14 protein-coding genes are annotated in these 21437 nt (G+C 63.6%); 8 read left to right on the top strand and 6 right to left on the bottom strand.

Features of this window, described 5'->3' with window-relative positions; all coding sequences use genetic code 11:
• The 3 genes from trpC to glp are packed head-to-tail and all read left to right on the top strand — an operon-like array spanning position 1 to position 2548.
• A complete protein-coding gene (gene trpC / locus IF10I1_RS15795; RefSeq protein WP_186393493.1) occupies positions 1 to 801 on the top strand; it encodes an indole-3-glycerol phosphate synthase TrpC in 801 nt (266 codons plus the stop codon).
• Positions 802 to 804: 3 nt separating this feature from the next.
• A complete protein-coding gene (moaC, locus tag IF10I1_RS15800; protein WP_058899737.1) occupies positions 805 to 1332 on the top strand; it encodes a cyclic pyranopterin monophosphate synthase MoaC in 528 nt (175 codons plus the stop codon).
• A gap of 1 nt (position 1333) precedes the next feature.
• Entirely contained in the window at positions 1334 to 2548 is a 1215-nt protein-coding gene (glp, locus tag IF10I1_RS15805) for a gephyrin-like molybdotransferase Glp (protein ID WP_186393494.1), read from the top strand.
• A gap of 537 nt (positions 2549 to 3085) precedes the next feature.
• Here glp and adh read toward each other — a convergent pair.
• The 3 genes from adh to IF10I1_RS15820 all read right to left on the bottom strand — a co-directional run bounded on the left by adh (position 3086) and on the right by IF10I1_RS15820 (position 8189).
• Positions 3086 to 4606: an aldehyde dehydrogenase gene (adh, locus tag IF10I1_RS15810; protein WP_186393495.1), complete on the bottom strand. Its 1521-nt coding sequence runs from the start codon at positions 4604 to 4606 to the stop codon at positions 3086 to 3088.
• 326 nt (positions 4607 to 4932) lie between these two features.
• Entirely contained in the window at positions 4933 to 5877 is a 945-nt protein-coding gene (locus IF10I1_RS15815; RefSeq protein WP_186393496.1) for a helix-turn-helix domain-containing protein, read from the bottom strand.
• Positions 5878 to 6086: 209 nt separating this feature from the next.
• Positions 6087 to 8189 carry a molybdopterin oxidoreductase family protein gene (locus tag IF10I1_RS15820; RefSeq protein ID WP_186393497.1) on the bottom strand — a complete coding sequence of 701 codons (2103 nt, stop codon included), beginning with the start codon at positions 8187 to 8189 and terminating at the stop codon, positions 6087 to 6089.
• A 330-nt stretch (positions 8190 to 8519) separates the two neighbouring features.
• On the opposite strand from IF10I1_RS15820, the gene lexA reads away from it, so the two are divergent.
• Both lexA and IF10I1_RS15830 read left to right on the top strand, forming a co-directional pair.
• Complete coding sequence (lexA, locus tag IF10I1_RS15825) at positions 8520 to 9242, top strand: transcriptional repressor LexA (RefSeq protein WP_186393498.1); 723 nt, start codon at positions 8520 to 8522, stop codon at positions 9240 to 9242.
• A 453-nt stretch (positions 9243 to 9695) separates the two neighbouring features.
• Entirely contained in the window at positions 9696 to 10133 is a 438-nt protein-coding gene (locus tag IF10I1_RS15830; protein WP_055456798.1) for a DUF983 domain-containing protein, read from the top strand.
• A 91-nt stretch (positions 10134 to 10224) separates the two neighbouring features.
• Here the strand turns inward: IF10I1_RS15830 and IF10I1_RS15835 are convergent, their stop codons facing one another.
• Both IF10I1_RS15835 and IF10I1_RS15840 read right to left on the bottom strand, forming a co-directional pair.
• A complete protein-coding gene (locus IF10I1_RS15835) occupies positions 10225 to 11520 on the bottom strand; it encodes an O-antigen ligase (RefSeq protein ID WP_186393499.1) in 1296 nt (431 codons plus the stop codon).
• 111 nt (positions 11521 to 11631) lie between these two features.
• Positions 11632 to 13539 carry a nucleoside-diphosphate sugar epimerase/dehydratase gene (locus IF10I1_RS15840; RefSeq protein WP_208977413.1) on the bottom strand — a complete coding sequence of 636 codons (1908 nt, stop codon included), beginning with the start codon at positions 13537 to 13539 and terminating at the stop codon, positions 11632 to 11634.
• Between the two features lie 467 nt (positions 13540 to 14006).
• Here IF10I1_RS15840 and IF10I1_RS15845 point away from each other — a divergent pair, with 467 nt between their 5' ends.
• The gene (locus IF10I1_RS15845; RefSeq protein ID WP_208977412.1) at positions 14007 to 16940 is read left to right on the top strand and encodes an adenosylcobalamin-dependent ribonucleoside-diphosphate reductase; all 2934 of its coding nucleotides are present in this window, start codon (positions 14007 to 14009) and stop codon (positions 16938 to 16940) included.
• Here the strand turns inward: IF10I1_RS15845 and IF10I1_RS15850 are convergent.
• A complete protein-coding gene (locus tag IF10I1_RS15850) occupies positions 16886 to 18478 on the bottom strand; it encodes an EAL domain-containing protein (protein ID WP_208977411.1) in 1593 nt (530 codons plus the stop codon). The two genes, IF10I1_RS15845 and IF10I1_RS15850, sit on opposite strands and share 55 nt — an antisense overlap.
• A gap of 124 nt (positions 18479 to 18602) precedes the next feature.
• Here IF10I1_RS15850 and IF10I1_RS15855 point away from each other — a divergent pair, with 124 nt between their 5' ends.
• Positions 18603 to 19499 carry a sugar kinase gene (locus IF10I1_RS15855; protein WP_123194244.1) on the top strand — a complete coding sequence of 299 codons (897 nt, stop codon included), beginning with the start codon at positions 18603 to 18605 and terminating at the stop codon, positions 19497 to 19499.
• A 386-nt stretch (positions 19500 to 19885) separates the two neighbouring features.
• Positions 19886 to 21283 carry a S9 family peptidase gene (locus IF10I1_RS15860; RefSeq protein WP_244284731.1) on the top strand — a complete coding sequence of 466 codons (1398 nt, stop codon included), beginning with the start codon at positions 19886 to 19888 and terminating at the stop codon, positions 21281 to 21283.
• The last annotated feature ends 154 nt before the right edge of the window (positions 21284 to 21437 follow it).

Genomic DNA, 21437 nt, shown 5'->3' on the forward strand with positions numbered 1-21437 from the left:
ATGGCAGACATTCTCACCCGCATCGAGGCCTACAAGCGCGAGGAAATCGCTGCTGCCAAGGCTGAACGTACGCTTGCCAGCCTGCTGGAAGCGGCAAAATCCGTCGAGGCTCCGCGCGGTTTCGAGCGGGCCATTCGCGCCAAGCATGCCGCCGGGGACTATGCGCTGATTGCGGAGATCAAGAAGGCAAGCCCGTCCAAGGGGCTGATCCGCGCCGACTTCGATCCGCCCGCCCTTGCCCGCGCCTATGAGGCGGGCGGTGCGGCCTGCCTGTCCGTGCTCACCGATACACCGTCGTTTCAGGGCAAGCCGGAGTTTCTGACCGCCGCGCGTGGCGCCGTCAGCCTGCCTGCCCTGCGCAAGGATTTCCTCTACGACACCTATCAGGTGGCCGAGGCCCGCGCCTGGGGCGCGGATTGCATCCTGATCATCCTCGCCGCCGTTGATGATGCGCTGGCGAAGGATCTGGAAGACGCCGCCTTCGGCCTTGGCATGGACGTTCTGCTGGAGGTGCATGACGAGGCGGAGCTGGAGCGGGCGCTGAAACTCGCCTCGCCGCTGCTCGGCATCAACAACCGCAATCTCAAGACCTTTGACGTGTCGCTGACGACGAGCGAGCGGCTGGCGCCGATGATCCCGGCGGAACGGATCATCGTTGGCGAATCGGGCCTCTTCACCCCGGCGGATCTCGCCCGCATGGAGGTCTGCAACATCTCCACCTTCCTCATCGGCGAAAGCCTGATGCGGCAGGCCGATGTGGAAAGCGCCACCCGCGCCTTGCTCACCCGCAACGGAGCCTGAACCATGGCAGGCGGCGGCCCCGAGCGGGATCAGGACCACCTGACGCATCTGGATGCCTCCGGCAGCGCCTCGATGGTGGATGTGGGAGACAAGGCCGTCACCCGCCGCAGCGCCACCGTCACCGGCGAGGTGAAGATGCATGCGGACACGCTGGCGCTGATCCTCTCCGGCAACGCGAAGAAGGGCGATGTCATCGCCACTGCCCGCATTGCCGGCATCATGGCCGCCAAGCGCACCCATGAGCTGATCCCGCTCTGCCATCCGCTGCTTCTGTCGAAGATCAGCGTCGATATCGAGCCCGATCACGCCCTGCCCGGCCTGAAAGTCAGCGCCACCGCCACCGTCACCGGCCAGACTGGCGTGGAGATGGAAGCCATGACCGCCTGTTCCGTCGCCTGCCTCACCATCTATGACATGGCCAAGGCCGTGGACCGGGGCATGGAAATCGGCCGCATTCACCTTGCCGAAAAGCTCGGCGGCCGCTCCGGCCATTATGTTGCCGGGCCGGAAAACGCACCAAAGGAGCCCTGACATGGCCTTGATGCCGGTTGACGATGCGCTGCGGCAGCTTCTCACCGGCGTTGCGCCGCTGGGCCTTGAGAACGTGCCGCTGGCCCGGGCCAATGGCCGCATTCTGGCGGCGGACCTTGCCGCCACCCGCACGCAGCCGCCCTTCCCCGCCTCCTCAATGGATGGCTATGCCCTGCGCGCCGCCGATTGCGCCGCAGCCGGCGCCGTGCTCACCGTCATAGGCGAGGCTCCTGCGGGCCATGCCTTTGCGGGCCGGGTGGGCGCGCGCGAGGCCGTGCGCATCTTCACCGGCGCACCGGTGCCCGATGGCGCGGATGCCATCCTCATTCAGGAAAACGCCACCCGCGAGGGCGACCGCCTCACCGCGCTGGAGCCGGTTCGTCCCGGCCAGTTCGTCCGCCCTGCCGGGCTCGACTTTGCGCAAGGCGACGTGCTGTTGAAGGCAGGGCTGAAGCTCGACTACCGCAGCCTTGCGCTGGCTGCCGCGATGAACCACGCCGCCCTGCCCGTCTGGCGCCAGCCGAAGGTGGCCATCATCGCCACGGGCGATGAACTGGTGCTGCCGGGCGGTACGCCGGGGCCTGACCAGATCATCGCCTCCAACCACTGCGGCATTGCGGCCCTCGTCGAAGATTGCGGCGGCCTCCCGCTGGACCTCGGCCTTGCCAGTGATGACCCTGCCGATATCGCCGCCCGCGTGCGCGAGGGGCTGGCGGCAGAGGCCGACATTCTCGTCACCCTCGGCGGGGCCTCGGTGGGCGATCATGACCTTGTGCAGGCGGTGCTGGGCGGGGAAGGCATGAAGCTGGATTTCTGGCGCATCGCCATGCGCCCCGGCAAGCCGCTGATGGCGGGCAACCTTGGCCGCACCAAGGTTCTGGGCCTGCCCGGCAACCCGGTCTCCAGCCTCGTCTGCGCCCTCCTGTTCCTGCGCCCGCTGATGGCGGTGATGATGGGCACAAGCCTTGAGGCCGCCATGAAGGGCAAGCGCACCACCGCCACCCTCACCGGCCCGGTCCCGGCCAACGACCAGCGCCAGGACTACCTGCGCGCCAGCCTCACCACCCACCCGGACGGCACCCGCAGCGTCACCCCCTTCACCCGGCAGGATAGCTCCATGCTCTCGCTGCTCGCCGCCTCCGGCGCCCTCATCCTCCGCCCCCCGCATGCGCAAGCGCTGGAGGCCGGGGCGGAGGTGGATGTGCTGGTGGTATGAGGATTATCCAAGCGTGAAGGCGGTGGGCAAACGGAAGCACTGCGGGTCAGCATAGACGGCGTCGCCCCGGCCTTCGAGCCGGGGCCTACTCGCTTGAAGAGAGATGCGATAGTCCGCCGCGGTGAAGCACGGATGGCCTCATGCGCCCGCCGCTGCTTCCATGCTCCCTATCGCGTCTCTGCAAGCGAGTAGGCCCCGGGTCTGCGCTTCGCTCCGCCCGGGGCGACGCTGCGGTGATGGGCAAGGTAGTGCGTCCCTGCCGTCAATCGTTCTGCCGCCTCTCCATCGTCATACCGGACGAGAGCGAAGCGGAGATCCGGTACCGGTGAGCCACGGTCTTTGGGTTATGGCTCCGAGAGCAGCCAGCTTGCACTTCGGCTCTCCGGTCCCGGCTCAAGGCCGGGATGACGATGGAGAGGATCGAAGGCCTGGAAAGGACTGCGGACGGAGCTGGTGACCTGCGCCAAACGGCGTCCCCCCAACAAAAAAGCGGCACGGTTGCCCGTGCCGCCAGGTGGATGTGTCCCGGGAGGGAGATCAGAAGAAGCCGAGCTTATTGGGGTTGTAGCTGACGAGGATGTTCTTCGTTTGCTGGTAGTGATCGAGCATCATCTTGTGGGTCTCGCGGCCGATGCCGGACTGCTTGTAGCCGCCGAAGGCCGCGTGGGCGGGATAGGCGTGGTAGTTGTTGACCCAGACGCGGCCTGCCTCGATGGCGCGGCCGAAGCGGTAGGCGCGGGTGCCGTCGCGGGTCCACACACCGGCGCCAAGGCCGTACATGGTGTCGTTGGCGATATGCAGCGCCTCTTCCTCGGTCTTGAAGGTGGTGACGGAGACAACGGGACCGAAGATTTCCTCCTGGAACACGCGCATCTTGTTGTGGCCCTTGAGGATGGTCGGCTGGATGTAGAAGCCGTTGGCCAGATCCCCGCCGAGGCGGGCGGCATCGCCGCCGGTCAGCACTTCCGCGCCTTCCTCGACGCCGATCTGCAGGTAGGACATGATCTTGTCATGCTGCTGCTGGCTGGCCTGCGCGCCCACCATGGTGGCGGGGTCACGCGGGTCGCCCTGCTTGATGGCCTTCACACGCGCAATGCAGCGGGCAATGAATTCCTCGTAGATGTCTTCCTGGATCAGCGCCCGCGACGGGCAGGTGCAGACCTCGCCCTGGTTGAAGGCAAAGAGCACGAAGCCTTCGACCGCCTTGTCGAGATAGGCATCATCCTGCGCCATCACATCGGAGAAGAAGATGTTGGGGCTCTTGCCGCCCAGTTCCAGCGTCACCGGAATGAGGTTGACGGTTGCCGCTTCCATGATCTTGCGGCCCGTGGCGGTGGAGCCGGTGAAGGCGATCTTGGCGATGCGGCCGGACGAGGCCAGTGCGTGGCCAGCTTCAGCGCCGGTGCCGTTGACGATGTTGAGGACGCCCGCGGGGAGCAGGCCGCCGATGAGTTCGGCCAGCACCAGAATGGCCGCCGGGGTCTGTTCGGCCGGCTTCATGACGATGCAGTTGCCCGCAGCCAGGGCCGGAGCGAGCTTCCAGGCGGCCATCAGGATGGAAAAGTTCCACGGGATGATCTGGCCGACGACACCCAGCGGCTCATGGAAGTGATAGGCGACCGTGTCATGGTCGATCTCGCTCATGGTGCCTTCCTGCCCGCGCAGCACACCGGCGAAATAGCGGAAGTGATCGACGGAGAGCGGAATGTCGGCGGCGGTCGTCTCGCGGATCGGCTTGCCGTTGTCCCAGGTTTCGGCGGCGGCCAGCACGTCGAGATTGGCCTCCATCACATCGGCGATCTTCAGAAGGATGTTGGCACGGTGGGCGGCAGAGGTCTTGCCCCAGGCCTCGCGCGCCGCATGGGCGGCGTCCAGTGCGGCGTTGATATCGGCGGCATCGGAACGGGCCACCTCGCAGATCCTGGCGCCGGTGATCGGGGTGATGTTGTCCATGTAGCGGCCGCTGACCGGCGGCACGAACTTGCCGCCGATGAAATTGTCATAGCGCTCGCGGAACGGTGAAACGGTGCGGAAATCCGCCTGTGCCTGAATGTTCATGCTTGTCTCCTCCAACGGGCCGCCTCCTCGCGGCCATGGGAAGAGCTTGACGCACGGCGGACGGTCTGAGGAGCCATGGCCGGGAACGGCTGCCCGCGCCCTGTCGCAGTTCTGCGACAGATGATGGCGGGTTTGTGGAAGGGGCTCATCCGCGCTGCGCTGCAGAGATTGCGGAAAGCCGTTCCACCGCAGCTTCTCACCTTGTCATTCCCGCGCAGGCGGGGATCCAGTAACCGCAGCATTTGACATCATTTCCGCCCGGGTCACTGGATCCCGGTCTTGCCGCTGCGCGGCAAACCGGGATGACATGACCAGAGGTTTCCACCTCACTCCTTCGCCAGTTTCCGGTGAAGCGTCGCGCGGGAGAGGCCGAGGGCGCGGGAGGCGGCGGAGACGTTGCCCGAGGCCCGGGCCAGCGCCCGGTGCAGCACGGCGCGCTCCGCATCCTCCAGCCGTTCATGCACCGGCAGGCCGAGAAGATCGGCGAGCGGACGCGGGTTTGCGGCAGGATCGGCAGTTAGGCCCAGCAGAGCCCGCGCCCCGCGTGTGGCGCCGATGACGAGATCATCCTCATCCACCGCCACAAGCGCGGCAAGGCCATGCGTGCCACCGCCCGGCACCAGCACCATACGGGCCTTCGGAAAAGCGGCATGGAAGAGGTCGGCCTCCACTTTCTGCGCCGTGTTCTGCACCGTCTGGCTGATGAGGCTGAGCACGGCGGCGGACACGTCCTGCTCGGCCGTGGACACATCGATCACCGCCGCCAGCTGGCCGCCGGCATCATGCACGGGGGCGGAGGTGCAGGTGAGGCCAATGTTGCGGGCAAGAAAATGCTGGTCCCGGTGGATCGTCACCGCCCTGCCCTCGGCAAGGCAGGTGCCGATACCGTTGGTGCCGGCTTCCGCCTCGGACCATACGGCGCCGGTCCACAGGCCGGAGGCGGCGAAATCGCGGTCCTCGGATGAATTGCCGCGCCGTTCCACCGCGATACCTTCCGCGTCAGCCAGCACCACACAGGCGCCAAGGCCGCCGATGGTCTGGAACAGCCAGTCGAGATGGGGCGCGGCGGTGGCCACGAGCCCGCCCATGCGCTCGCGCACGAGGGCAAGCTCCTGCTCCGTCAGGCGCGGCTCCACCCGGCGTTTCACCGGATCAAGGCCATGGAGATGGGCCGAGCGGGCCCAGGAAGCGGCAATGGGCGAGCGCGCCGCCTGCCCGCTGGCAAGCGCCGCCTCGATACGGCTCTGATGCTGAGACGTCACCGTGGGCATGTCTGGTTCCTCCCGCAAGGCTCTGACAGCCTGCATCCTGCCCGAAGGAACAGGACGCAGGCCGAAGCCCCTGAGGCGGCAGGCATCACTCCCGGCGGGCCTTTGTTGCAAGGACGCGGATCTCTCCCTTCCGCGAGCCTCAAGCCCCCAATGCGCACCATGCCGCAAGGAAAGACTAGCAGCTTCGCCGCGCCCACGCCACCGGCGGATTACACGGCCGGGCGAACCCACACGGCGCAGTCATGGAAGGCGGCGCCGCCATAGGGGGCAATGGGCTCGGCGCCGATCAGCGTGTTGATGCCATTGCCGTTTTCAAAGGCCGTGTTGGGCCAGATGCCTTCCGACACCACCGTGCCGGGGGCCAACCCCTCCACATGGCGCAGATGCAGCCGCACCTCGCCGCGCCGGTTGCCCAGGATAACGCGGGCGCCATCCTCCAGCCCTGCAGCAGCGGCTTCATCGGGACGCATCCAGACCTCCGGCCGGCCGCCTTCCTTCTTGGTGGAGCCCGGCGTTTCGGTGAAGCTGGAATTGAGGAAGGAGCGGGCGGGCGCCGTCACCAGCCGGAACGGATGCTCCGCATCGGCATTCTCCACCGCGTTCCAGTAATCCGGCAGGCGCGGCATGGCGGCGTGGGCGCCGAAGGGCTTGCCGTTTTCCGGCCGGTTGGGCGCTGCGGTGAATCCCCAGTCCACCTTGAAGTGATACTTGCCGTCCGCATGGCCGAAGCCATCGAGATAATGAGCGGTGCGGAAGTCCGGCTGCAGATCCTTCCAGCGCCCGGCCTCCAGTTCGGCCAGCGTGCCATAGCCGGAATTGACGAGCATCCAGTCCACGTGCTCGCGGGCGCTCATGTGGAAGCCGGGATGATCCCTTGCATCAAGACGCTTCGCCAATTCGTTGATAACGAATATGTTCTCCCGCGCCTCGCCCGGCGCATCCGTCAGCTTGGGGCCAAACAGCATGTACTGGTGGCCGCCGCCCCGGTAGATGTCGTCATGCTCCAGAAACTGGGTCGCGGGCAGCACGATGTCGGCATAGCGCGCCGTGTCCGTCATGAACTGCTCATGCACCACGGTGAAGAGATCCTCGCGGGCAAAGCCCTGTTTCACCAGTGTCTGTTCCGGCGCGACGGAGACCGGATTGGTGTTCTGGATCAGCAGCGCCGTCACCGGCGGGCCGCCGGCCAGCGCCTCCCGGTCCCCCGTCAGCACGCGGCCGATGAGGCTCTGGTCGAGGAACCTTGTGCCGGTGCGCAGGGAACTGCCCTCGACCATCGACTTGTCGAGCCTGTAGATCGCCCCGTTGTTGTGGAAGGCCCCGCCCCCTTCATACTGCCAGGAGCCGGCAACAGCTGCGATGCTGGCCGCCGCATGCATGGAGACAGCGCCGTTGCGGCTGCGGGTAAAGCCATAGCCAAGACGGATGAAGGTACGCTTCACCTCGCCGATCATCCGGGCGAGCTGCGTGATCTCTTCAGCCGGAACGCCGGTGATCCCTTCCGCCCATTCCGGCGTGCGGGTGGCAAGATGCGCCTCCAACTCATCCGGGCAATCGGTGTAGCGGGCAAGATACTCCCGGTCGGCCAGACCGTCGCGGAACAGCACATGCATGATGGCACAGGCCAGCGCCGCATCGCTGCCGGGCTTCAGCACGATCCCGATATCCGCCTGCTTCATCGTTTCGGTGCGGTAGACATCAACCACGATGATCTTCGCACCACGCGTCTTGCGGGCGGTGATGGCGTGGGTCATCACATTCACTTGGGTTGCCACCGCATTGGTGCCCCAGATGATGATCTGGTCAGCCTTCATCATCTCGCGCGGGTCCGGCCCGGCCAGAAGCCCGGTTCCGGCCACATAGCCGGTCCAGGCCGGATTGGTGCAGATCGAGGAAAACTGCTGCGAATAGCCCTTGGCATGGCGCAGGCGGTGGATGCTGTCACGCTGCACCAGCCCCATGGTGCCGGCGTAGTAATAGGGCCAGACCGCCTCAGGCCCGTGCTTTGCCTCCGCCTCCAGGAATCGCGCGGCAATAAGGTTCAGTGCCTCGTCCCAGGAGATGGGCTCGAACCGCCCTTCCCCCTTCGCCCCAACGCGGGCCATTGGCGTCAGCAGCCGGTCCGGGTGGTACAGCCGCTCCGCATAGCGCGCAACCTTGGCGCAGATGACGCCCGCCGTGTAGGGATTGTCCGCCGCCCCGCGCAGGCGGCCGATGCGGCCCTCTGCCGTCACCTCCACATCCAGCGCGCAGGTGGAGGGGCAGTCATGCGGACAGGCGGAATGGGCGGTAATGGTGACAGGCTTGTTCATCGTCGGTCTTTTCGGGGTCCCGGTAGCGCCGCCCCAGAGCAGAATGCCGTTTGAGGCAGGGTGAGGCCATCTGCGAAGCGCAGGCAGCGCGGGAGCTGTGTCTTCTTCTTTCGCCAGCTTTCGGGACACCGGCGCATGAAGTCAAGCCGGGCCCGCAGGCAATTGCACGCAAGGAACCGTTCTGCCGGGAAAAGGCGCAGCGGCGGTGTGTTGCCTTGAGTGCATGCGACAGGAACATCCCGCTAACCTCACCTTAAGACTTGTGGAACACAGTGAGAACAGCTAAGGTACGTTCATGATTTGTACCAGACCCTCCAACGGGGACCTCACATGCTGACGCGCAAGCAACACGAACTGCTGATGTTCATTCATGAGCGCCTGAAGGAATCCGGGGTTCCGCCGTCCTTTGACGAAATGAAGGACGCACTGGACCTCCGGTCCAAGTCCGGCATTCACCGTCTGATCACGGCGCTGGAGGAGCGTGGCTTCATCCGCCGCCTGCCCAACAGGGCGCGCGCCATGGAAGTGGTCCGCCTGCCGGATTCGGTCACCCCAGGCCTGTCTTCGCCGCGCGGCAAGGGCTTTGCGCCGTCGGTTATCGAGGGATCGCTCGGCAAGGCCTCTGCCCCGGCCGCCGCTCCGGCCGCCCCGGTGGCGGAAAGCGCCCCTCACTTCACCTCCATCCCGGTCATGGGCCGCATCGCTGCCGGTGTTCCGATCGAGGCGATCCAGACCCACAGCCATTCCATCTCCGTGCCGCCCGAGCTGATCAGCCGCGGGGAGCACTATGCGCTGGAAGTGCGCGGTGATTCGATGATCGAGGCCGGTATTCTGGATGGCGACACGGTGCTGATCCGCAAGACCGACACGGCCGAAAGCGGCGACATCATCGTGGCACTGGTGGACGACGAGGAAGCAACGCTCAAGCGCCTGCGCAAGAAGGGCGCTTCCGTTGCGCTGGAAGCTGCCAATCCGGCCTATGAAACCCGCATCTTCGGTCCCGGCCGCGTGCGCATCCAGGGCAAGCTTGTGGCCCTGTTCCGGCAGTATTGAGCCGCTGCTGCCCGTTCGACACGCTTGAAGAATGCCGGAGACACTGTTTCCGGCATTTCTGTTTATGGCAGCACGCGGCACGCACCCGGCAGACTTGCGTCACCGGCAACTGGGCGGGCCCGTGCGGTGCCTGCGCGCATGCGAGAGCAATTCCGGCAAAGGCGGCACCGGTTTCGCGTCCGGAATCGCATGAAAACAGACAGGCAGAGCACGGCCGGCCGCTCCGTTTTCATCGAAAGGGCTTCAGGCATGTTGCGCCAGCCACTCAAAGCCTTGATACGGGCGGTGCAGAATCGTCCGGACCAAGTTCCCGCCGGGCACAGGAATAGCTGGCCTGCCCTCCCCTTGCCCCCTGCGTCAAAACGCATCTTGCTCCGGACGCGTCTGCGCCGCAGTTAGCGGGTAAGGAATTATCCTGATTTGCCGCAAGCCGGCCAGCACAAGGAGGCCCTCATGACCATCGAGACATCCGGCCAGTGGCCAGCCCAGTCGCCCGCCCATGTCGGCGTGCGCGGCCGTTGCCCGCGCTGCGGTCAGGGGCATCTGTTCAAGGGCTTCCTCACCCTTGCCCCGTCCTGTGAAGTCTGCGGCCTTGACTACAGCTTCGCCGACCCGGCGGATGGCCCGGCCTTCTTCGTCATCTGCTTTGCCTGCGTTCCGAGCGTTGCCTTCGCCATGTGGCTGGAAATTGCCTACACGGCGCCCTATTGGGTCCACCTCTTCACAACGCTGCCGCTCCTCCTCCTCACCTGCATCCCGCCCCTCCGCCCCCTCAAGGGCTGGCTGGTAGCAAGCCAGTATATCTACAAGGCCGAGGAAGGCAGGCTGGTGACGGATACGCCGGCCGAAGACAAGACGGCGGGAGGAGCAAGGCCCGGTCCCGAAACCTGAAAAGGCCGCCTCATGCCAGGAGTTTCGATGCTCACACCTCACGCCTTGAAAAGGCTCGTGCGCCGCAAGGATTTGTCCAACTCTCAATGAGTCAGGCGGATTGAGAGCCGGCAGCAAGCTCCGGAGCAGACCGGACTGCTTCAGCCCGCCCTTTCACCATGAAGGGCACCGCTGTGAGGATCATCAGGCTGAACCACCAGCCCTGCCATGCCCCATGGCTCACAACCGCGACACTGTAGGTGACGGCCAGAGTGACGGTTGCCGCCGCGAGGCTCGCGCCCTGAAGGTGGCCCGCGCGGCGGAACAACAGGGCAAGCGCTGCAGCGAACAAAGCCGCCCCGGCCAGCCCCAGTTCGAACCAGATTTGCAACGGCGCGTTATGGCTGTGCCCGAAACCAAGCAGGTATTTTCTCTCAGGTGAATATCCGGCAGCTTCGGGCAATTCGTCTGCCACTTTCGAGGCTTCCATCCCATATCCCAGCCAGACATGCCCGGGCAGCAAATTGGCATATTCCGTCCAGATGAGCCCGCGTATGGTCAGCGAGGTGTAGCCGACCTTTTCGTGGACGGCCTGAGGGATCATGTCATTCACATGGCCGACAATGAGCGGCATCAAGACAAAGGTCACAAGAGCGCCACCGGTCACGACCCTGTAGATAGCCCGCGGCCAGACGAAGGCCGGAACGGTCAGCAGTAGGATGACAAGCACGCCGAGCTGCGCCGACGAGCTGTCGGATTGAAAGCATGACACAGCTGCAAACACCAGCAGTCCGGCCAGGGGCAAGCGGCGGCGCTGTTTCAAGACCACGAGAGCGGCAAACGGCAGGAACATGGCGATTGCAACGGCCGCGCGGTTCAGAACGTAGTTGTCAGGATCTGCGCGAAGTTCTGCATTCAGCACGCCGCCGGTCAGGAAATGAACAAAAATCAGAACAGCCGTCAGCGGCAGAGAGATGGCAAGCGCGGCTCCGATCCGTCCTGCAAGACGGTCAAGCACCGGAACCGGCAAGGCACAGACACATAGCCACAAAAGGCCTGAGACAAGGACCGAGAAGAGGAACCCCCATGCCGAACTCAGCCCCCTCGCCTGTACCGGGACAGGCGCCCAGGTAACGGAGATCAGCATGAAGGCGGTACAGGCGAGGCCCGCCAGGAGCAAGGGAGACCGGATCTTCGAGCCCAGGCCCTCAAACATGGCCTGCCCGCGGTAACACCACGCCAGCCCGGTAAGAAAGACAGCGGCCAGCCCCAGAAACAACGGCGGAGACACCCGGGCGACCGTCAGGACAGGCGGAAGCGCTGCAAATACCGATACGAAGAGGAATTCGAGCGCCTGCACCGGCTTGCCGCGGTTTCGCCCGGCCAGTTTTTGAGCAACCTCAGTCAAAACGGCAATTCCCTTTAAAAAAGTCTCTTAACTCAGGTCTCTCGATGCAGGCGCATCATGCGTTGAAATTGCCCAACCGCACCACAGCAGCCGCCACCCGGAGCTTGCGGTTCAACGCATTCGGGGCATCGCGGTCTGAACGGGGCTTCCGGCCTCGACTTCACCCAGCGCGGCGATCAGCATCGCCTTGCACTGATCTTCCCCACCGGCAGCCGCACTGTTGCCGAGGCGCTCCAGATGCCACGTCAAACGCTCGAGCGGAATGATGCCGGCGGAGGCGACAAAGAAGCCCTCTGCATCGTGAGGGGTGGTCATCTCGTTGGCGTCAAACAGCTCTTCATAAAGCTTTTCCCCCGGACGCAGGCCGGTGAATTTGATGGCTATGTCCTCATCCGGCCGCAGTCCCGCCAGGGAAATCATCGTTCTTGCCAGTGTCAGGATCTTCACGGGCTCGCCCATGTCGAGGACAAAGATGCGTCCGCGTGTCTCTTCACGTCCGATTTCGGCCGAAGCGGCCTGCAGCACCAGTTCGGTCGCCTCCCGGATCGTCATGAAATAACGCGTCATTTCCGGGTGCGTGACCGTGATCGGACCGCCGGCGGCAATCTGCCGCTTGAAAAGCGGCACGACCGAGCCGTTGGATCCCAGCACGTTGCCGAACCGCACGGTGATGAACCGGGTGTCGACGCCGCTGATGTCCAGTGCCTGGCAATAGGCTTCCGCGATCCGCTTGGTCCTGCCCATCATGCTGGTGGGCCGCACGGCCTTGTCGGTCGAAATCTGCACCATCGCACGGGCACCACAGGCAACGGCCGCATCAGCCACATTGCGGGTCCCCAAGACGTTGGTCAGCACACCTTCACAAATATTGTTCTCCACCAGCGGCACATGCTTGAGGGCTGCTGCGTGAAAAACGACGGCAGGCCTGCAGGCCTGCATCACCTCATGCACACGCCGCCTGTCGCGCACGTTGCCGATGACGGCCTGCCGGGCCAGATCCGGCATCAGGCGGGAGACTTCCAGATCGATTTCATAAAGAGCATATTCGCTTGAATCGAACAGAATGATCGAAGCCGGGTTGCAGGCTATTACCTGCCGCACAATTTCAGATCCGATGCTGCCACCGGCTCCGGTGACAATCACCGTCTGACCTGCGATCAGGGAGCGAATGGCTTCCAGCTGCAGTTGGACCGGGGCACGACCGAGAAGGTCCTCCAGCGTAATGTTTGCAAGATCCGGCTCGGTTCCTGTGAGGGGCTGGTTGACAACTCTACGCAAGGGCAGCTTGAGCCGCGCGGCACTGGCGGCAAGAGACTGCATGCCCTCATCCCGGGTTCTTGGCGAGGCAAGCAGCAATGCCGACACCGGTATGCCAGCCATCGCAAGGCGGGCGACAATCCGCTCCAGCTCATCAGTCGACCCGATAACCGGAATCCCGCGCACGGCCCTGCCGCTGCGCTTGCCTGCGCCAAGCTCGACAATGCCTTCCACCTTGTAGAGGCGGGAAGACTCGAGCTTGTAATTGCGGATGACGTTGTCAGCGTCGCCGACATGTCCCACGATCAGCACGTGTTCGCGGTTCTGTATGTCCCGTTTCCGGAACCCGACCCCGCCAAGATGCCCGTCTTTGTACGCACGGTACATGATGCGGGGGGCACCGAGCAGGACGATGAGGACGAACCAAAGGATGAGCGGCGTCGCACGCGGAAAGCCAGCCAGCCGGTCGACGAGAAAATGAAGAATCAGAAACGCGAAGATCGCGGCCGTGCTGCTCAGCACGATGCTCCGCAGATCGCTCAGCGAGGCAAAGCGCCAGATTCCTCTCCCCAGACCGAAAAGGGCAAACATCACGCCGGCGATGGCCGCGAATGAAAGAACCCACCACGCGAGGCGGCTCATGGGCGGCAGGGACTGAAGATCGTACCGGGCCAGCAGCGCAATCGTCATGGCAAGGCCGGCCATGATCACGTCATGCAGGCGCGCGAGCAGTTGCTTCGTTGATGCCCGCGTTAACACCACGCCCGGCCACTCCTGACACTTGAAGCCATATGGTTCTCTCCTGACCAGGCTTCATTAAACTGCTTCGCTTTTGCCCTGACCAGTGTCGCGGCGTCAAGGCCAAGACAGGTGGAGGCGCAAAACACCCCGGACAGACATTTGACGAATGCACAATTTATAGGCGCGTTATCCTCTGCCTGCTCCAGCACCGCAGTCCCGCAAGCGTATCGGGTTAGACATCCCGGCGGATATTCAAAACATGATTAATTCGAGACAGATTACGCACAATCAATATCTTGCGCGGATGGGTGTCACTCTCAGATAAAAACTTCAACTTCACTTCTTCTCATGATTGAAGCAAAAGATGTGCCACCCACTTTCGAATGATTAATATTTTGTTAAAATTCAAGCCGTAGCCGCGCTTGTTTAGTGAGTGAACCGGCGGCTTCCAGACTTGCACCTCATTCAAATGCGTTTGCGGGGGCCAAATGCGTATCAACCGACTTTTCACCAAAGCCGGAGCGCCGGCATATTGCGATATTCGTTTCCGCCAGCACCAGAGCGAAGTTCGCACACAGGGCGGCAAGGTTCTGTCGCGGCAGGCAGTATCGGAAGTGCCGGAGCGCTTTTCCCAGGTTGCCGCGGATGTGCTGTGCCAGAAGTATTTCCGCAAGACGGGTGTTGCCGCCCGTCTGAAGAAAGTGCCGGAGGACGGTGTCCCGGTCTGGCTGCAGCGATCGGTTCCCGACGAGGAGGCTCTCAAGTCTCTTCCCGAAGAGGCGCGCTTCGGGCCGGAAACCTCGGCACGGCAGGTCTTTGACAGGCTTGCCGGGACCTGGACCTACTGGGGCTGGAAAACCGGCACCTTTGACAGCGAAGACGATGCCCGCGCCTTCTTCGACGAGATGCGCGTCATGATGGCGCTTCAGGCCGCCGCTCCGAACTCGCCGCAATGGTTCAACACCGGCCTCTTCTGGGCCTATGGCATCGAAGGCGCCGCACAGGGCCACTGGCACGGCGATCCCGTCTCCGGCGAAGTCGTCCCCTCCCGCACGGCCTATGAGCATCCTCAGGTCCACGGCAGCGTCATCCTCTCGGTGGAGGATGATCTGGTCAATGAGAACGGCATCATGGACCTGTGGGTCCGGGAGGCGCGGCTCTTCAAATATGGCTCGGGAACCGGCTCCAATTTTTCGCGCCTGCGCGGCGCGGGAGAACCGCTGGACCACGGCGGCCGCTCGGCCGGGCTCCTCTCCTTTCTCAAGGTCGGAGATGTGGCTGCCGGATCGCTGAGGCTTGGCAGCACGACCCGTGCTGCAGCCAAGATGGTCGTCGTGGATGCGGACCATCCGGATATTGAGGCCTTCATCGACTGGAAAGTGGCCGAGGAAGAAAAGGTCGCCGCGCTCGTCTCCGGCTCGCAGCTGGCCAGGCAGTGTCTCAACCGGATCATTTCGCTGGTCAGGGCCATCAGCGGCCATCACACCACGGGCGAGCGGTTCAAGACGGAGCTCGATGCGGCCATTCAGGAGGCGCGTGCCGCCCAGATCCCCGACAGTTTCATCGACCGGATCCTGCGCAGCGCCTCGCAGGGCCACGAGCTGCCCGAGCTGAAAACCTACGACATCAACTGGGATTCGGAAGCTTACCGCACCGTTTCCGGCCAGAATGCGAACAACTCGGTCCGGCTTCCGGACAGTTTCCTGCAGGCCCTGGCAACAGGCGGCGACTGGCACCTGTCTGCGCGCCGGACCACGGCGGCACAGGCAGGACCAGGCCGCAGCATCAGGGCCGAAGCGCTCTGGCAGCGGATTGCCCGTGCGGCCTGGACTTCGGCCGACCCCGGACTGCAGTTCGATACCACCATCAACGGCTGGCATACGTGCCCGGCTTCGGGCCGCATCAATGGCTCGAACTCCTGTTCCGAATTCATGTTCGTGGACGACACGGCCTGTGTGCTCGCTTCCCTCAACCTCATGGCATTCGTGCAGGAGGATGGTGAGATCTGTCTTGAGCGGTTCCGCCATGCGGTGCGGCTGTGGACGGTCAGCCTCGATATTTCCACCGCCATGGCGCAATATCCTTCGCGTGCCGTGGCGCATAACACGCTGCGGCACCGGCCGCTGGGCCTCGGCTTTGCCAATCTGGGCGGGCTCATCATGTCGCTTGGACTGCCCTATGACAGTTCCGCCGCGCGCAGCCTTGCAGCCGCACTCACCGCCGTTCTGACGGGCACCGCCTATGAGACATCGGCGGAACTTGCCAGAGATCTGGGGCCTTTCCCTGCCTTGGCCGAAAACCGGCAGTCCATGGAGCGGGTGCTGCAAAACCATGCGGCCTGCGCCAAAGGCCAGAGCGATCCGGCGCAATATGATGGATTGTGCCGGCCGCCCTACTCTGCCGGCTTTCACATGTGCCCGAGCCCGGACCTTGCCGCGGCTGCGGCCACGGCCTTTGACCGGGCGCTTGAGCTTGGCCGGCGCTTCGGCTGGCGCAATGCACAGGTCTCGCTGCTGGCCCCGACCGGAACAACCGGGCTGGTGATGGACTGCAGCACGACGGGCATCGAACCAGATTTCGCCCTGGTCAAATTCAAGACGCTGGCGGGCGGCGGCTTCTTCAAGATCATCAATGCCATGGTGCCGCTGGCCTTGCGCAGCCTCGGCTATGGCGAGGATGCCATCACCCGCATCGTGCAGCACATCGTCGGACACGGGTCGGTCAAGGACGCGCCGGGCGTCAATCTGGACAGCCTGCGCCAGCGGGGGCTGACCGAAGCCTGTCTCGCCCGGATCGAGGCTGCGGTGCAGGGCGCAAGCCATATCCGCGATGCCGTGAGCCAGTGGGTCACCGGTCCGGAGGAACTGACCTTCTGCCTCGGAATCACGGCAGCGGAAATGGAGCAGCCGGGATTCGACCTGCTGAACTGGCTGGGCTACCTGCCGGAGGAGATCGAAGCGGCCAATGCCCATGCCTGCGGCGCGCTGACCATCGAGGGGGCCGCGGATCTGGACCCGCAGCATCTGCCGGTGTTTGACTGCGCGACGCCTTGCGGCCCTAGGGGCGTGCGCGCCCTCAGCCTGGAAGGGCACCTGACGATGATGGCTGCGGTGCAGCCCTTCCTCTCCGGCGCCATCTCCAAGACGGTCAACATGCCGCGCAATGCCTCTGTCGCCGATTGTTCCGCTGCGTTTCTCAAGGCATGGGAACTGGGCCTCAAGGCCATTGCGATCTACCGGGATGGCTCCAAGCTGTCGCAGCCCCTGTCGGCGGGCAGTCTGGACCAGCTTCCTGCCGTCAACACAGGCGGCAGCAAGGCTGACCGGGTGGAAATGCCTCAGGAACCTACAGCCCAGTCCCCACAGGATCAGGCCGCTTCTGCCGAATCCCCGGCGGCGTCACGCTCGCCCGTCAATGCCTGAGCGAGCTCGATATAGAGTTTGCCGGGCAGCGGCGGCGCAAAGAGATAGCCTTGTGCCGCCGTCACGCCCAGTTCCCGCAGGCGCTCCACCTGCTCGACCTTCTCAACGCCTTCGGCGATGATGCCCATGCCGAGATTGTCGGCGAGTTCCACCATCGAATCCACGATCGTGGTGGAGCTGTCATCCGTACCGATGGCATCGATGAACATCTTGTCGATCTTGATGATGTCGATGCCCAGCTTCTGCAGATAGGCCATACCGCCATGGCCGGTGCCCACGTCATCCAGCGCCACACGCACGCCAAGGGCCTGGATCTCGGCGATCAGCTTGCGGGCGAGCTCCAGATCTTCCAGCGGCATGCGCTCGGTCACTTCCACCACAAGCTGCTGATAGGCGATGGCGGAATTGCCGTAGATTTCCTTGATATCGTCGATGATCCGCCGGTCATTGAAGTGGCCTGCAAACAGGTTGATCGACAACTTCAGATCCGGATGCTCCGAATAGAGCGGGCCAACCTCGCGGACAGTTTCCCGCATCATGATGCGGGTCATTTCAAAGATATGCCCGGTGCTTTCGGCGTAAGGCATAAACTGGGCTGGCGGGATCAGGCTGCCGTCGCGGTTGCGCCAGCGCATCAGCACCTCGCAGCCGCGCAGGCTTCCGGTTTCGATATCCATGACCGGCTGATAATAGGGAATGAACTCCTTGCGCCGGATGGCGGCGGCAAATTCGTCATCCGCATCCTTGTCGGGCCGCCAGGAGAACCAGACGCCGATTGCAATGAAGATGATGGCCAGCCCTGCGCAGACCACGGCCACCATCATCTTCAGCCCGGCGACCAGACTGATGGCGGCAGAGCGCGGCACCGCGATGATGGATTTCAGCGGATAGCGGTCCGAGCGCACCTCGACCGTCAGAATCTCGTCGCTCTCCAGAAGCTCGGAGCTGAAGCCGCCGGTGGAGAACCAGGGCACATCATTGCCGAGCCGCAGTTCGGCGCGGCGGAAGGCCCGCAGATACTCCGGCCCCGGATCGATCGACACCGAAGCAGGCGATATTTCGGCAAAGAGCCGGGTCGAATTCATCAGGTCCCAGCTGACGATGGCAACATGAGTGCCCAGAAACTGGACGCCCATCACGCCGATGCCCACCAGCGGCGCATCCTGCTTGGCGGCCGGCAGGATCGCCTCGCCGTTGATCTGACCGTCGGGAACAACACACATGCGCACGCCGTTGCGGTCGACAAGGCCGATGCGCTGCAGAAAGCCAAGCTGCCCGACGGCGGCCAGAAGCATCTGCCGGTCCTCGCGCGAGCAGCTGGTGGCCGAACTGCGCTCGAGGCGCTGCAGCGTGGTCACCGCATCATTGATCGCGAACTCGCCGCGCATCACATAGCGCTTGGCCATCGCCTCCAGTTCGGTGCGGGCGTTGGTAATGGCATAGTTGTCGAGGACGAAATTGGCTGCGACAAGGGGCGCCAGTGCCAGCATCAAGGCGACGCAGACAGCCCTGATAAAGATCATGTAGCGTCGTGTCATTGCGCGGCCTGATTCCCGAGGGGTTGCTGACCACAATGGTACAGGCCAGTAAAAAAGAACTGAACACTCCATATGCGGCCGAATGTGCCGGCCGCAGCGGAATTACTGCCGGGAGGCGGACACTATGAAGGCACTTTTCATCGGGCAGGCCTATATCGACATCACGTTCCTGGCCGATCAGATCCCCACCGGCGATGAAAAAGCCATCGCGCAGGACTATGCCGTCAGCTTCGGCGGCAATGCGGTCACAGCTGCCTTCTGCTGCGCGAAACTTGGGACCGCCCCCGATCTTCTGTGTTCACTGGCCGATGACTGGCTCGCCCGCATGTTCCTCGACATGGCCGCGCGCTACGGCATCTCCGTGCATGGGCGCAAGGTGCGCGAGTCGTCCCTCTCCTTCATCATGCCGCATGACGGCAAGCGCGCCATCGTGCGCTGCCGCGACAATGACTTCCTGCATCCCTTCCCGCCGTTGAATCTCAATGGCTGCAAGGCGCTGCATCTCGACGGGCACATGCCCGATGCCGCGCTTCATTATGCGAAAACCTGCCGCGAAGCCGGCATTCTCACCTCGCTCGATGGCGGTGCCGTGCGGCAGAACACCGATGAGCTCTTGCATTTCATCGACGTGCCCATTGTTTCGGAACGGTTCTGCGAGCAGCTGAAACTCGACATTCCCGGCACCCTCGCCTATCTGCGCGCCCACGGCTGCCCTGTGGGCGGCGTCACCGCAGGGCACCGCGGGCTCTACTGGTATGAGGGCGATGGCCCGGTGCAGCACATGCCGTCCCTCGCCGTGCCGAAGGAGAAGGTCGTCGACACCAACGGGGCCGGCGACACATTCCACGGCGCCTATGTGGCGGCCTATCTGCAGAACCCCGAAGGCAGCTGGGAAGACCACTTCCGCTTCGCCCGCGCCGCCTCGGCCCACGCCATCCAGCACCTCGGCAACGAGGCCAGCATGCCCACCCGCGAAGAAGTCCTCGCCGCCATGGCCACCTGGCCGGAGCGGGAAGAGTAAAGAAACGCAGCGCCCTCGCCCGTGCCAATCTGCAGCATGTCTCCGCACGGGCAGGCCTGTGCGGGGATGCGTTTGCGCCATCATGCAGCTGTTTCCGGCGGGCATCTGCAAGCTGCAGCCGGACATTTGCCGAGATCAGAATGGCGCTTCTGCCGGTGGTAGCTTGATCTTTTTTGACTTAGATCATTGCACCCGCTCCGGCACTTCTGGACGTTTTCGTCAGGCGGGCTTCTTTCCCCTCCACGATGGAGGGTTTCGTCTCCCCCCGCCAGCGCCCATCAGAAGGCGATATGCCAGACAAGCAACACTGGCAAAACTCCGGAAGATGAAAAACGGACAAAGAATCCGGGCCGCAGCTTCAGCTGCTGCAGATCGAGGAAACGTCAATGAAATCTTTAGAAAACGCCGGACCAAGCACGTCAACAGCCGCAGCAGCGCAAGCGTCCATTCCCCTTCCCGGCCTTGCCCGGCGGCAGTTCCTTGCCGGAGCAGGCGCCTCCCTGGCGGCAGTTGGTACCGGCATTCAGCCAACCTGGGCACAGGCAGCAGAGAACACAGGCATGCCCGGCATTGACCTGTCCTGCAGCGTAACCGCACAGCGGCTGGACGCAGAGGTTGCCAGGGCCTTCCCGTTGTTCAACACTCCAGCAATCCTCCCGGATTTTGACGCAGAAAAGGATGGCGCCCGGCACGACGTCGACCTCCACCGGATCGTCACTCACACGATTGTCCCCGAGACCGGGGAAAACCTGAAGGTCAGTGGCCTTCTTGCCGTTCCCGCCGGCGTCAAGGGCGAAATCCCCCTTGTCTCCTGGCAGCACGGGACGATCCTTTCTTTTGATCAAGTGCCATCGAATCTCACCAAGCTGGCCGATCCGGCCTATGAATTGACGGATGCAGCAGATTCTCTCGAGACACTGTTCAACATCCAGCGCTTTGCGGGCCGCGGCTTTGCGGTGATCGCTGCCGACTACGTGGGCAAAGGCCCCTTCCGGGACGGACGCGGTGAAGGCTACGGCGTCAAGGATGTGACCGTTCGGACTTGCCTCGACATTCTGGAAGCTGGGAAAACGTCCATGCAGTCCCTGGGTCTGACGCCATCCCGGCTTTTCCTGAATGGATGGTCTCAAGGTGCAATCAATACACAGTGGCTTCATCAGGCTTTGCAGGCTCAATCTACTCCGGCGGCTGCGGCGGCAGCTGCCAGCCCGTTCAATGACCTGAACGAGGCATGGAGCTTCTGGGCGGGGCAACTGGCCTTCGCACCGCCAGCAGGGACAAGCTCATACCCTGAGGTGCCGAACTGGGTTTCGCTCTGCATGATCATCGCGCTCGGCAGTTACGAGCTTCAGTATGGTTTGCCCGGACTGCTCCAAAGCGCCATCCGGCCTGAATTTCATGACATGGCGCTGAAATACTGGAAGACCTACGACAGCAATTTCGATCCGGCTCAGCCTTTCCCGTCCGCATCAAACCTTCTGGTTGATGGCTTCTTCGATCGCATGACGGATGACCGCAACAGCGCCTTCCTCCGCCACCTAGCTGCCAACCGGGCATCCTACTGGCCCTATGAAACGCCGATCCGCCTTTATTATGGACTGGCGGACGAGGCCATTCATCCTGCCATGGTCTACCGGGCCCTGTCTGCGGGAGGAAGTCAGATGGCAGGAATACCGGTCGCAGACGCAAGCCATAGGGGAACCTTCCTCGCCGGCCTTTATGGGGGTGGTTCGGCACTCGCGGGCACGGAAAACGTGCTGGATTGGTTCAACAGCCTCGCTTGAGCCGACAGCAGCTCATGCCGGCTGACAGGTTGTTCGTCCGGCATGAGCTGCCTTGTTGCGCAAGGTCAGGCTCCACCCTTGTATACGGAGAAATTAAACCAGCACCCAGCCGGCGCCGGCATTACCGCTCCGCGACGCTCCTCTCTTCTTCTTT

The organism is Pannonibacter sp. I15F10I1 (genome assembly GCF_900185665.1).
GTDB lineage: Bacteria > Pseudomonadota > Alphaproteobacteria > Rhizobiales > Stappiaceae > Pannonibacter > Pannonibacter indicus.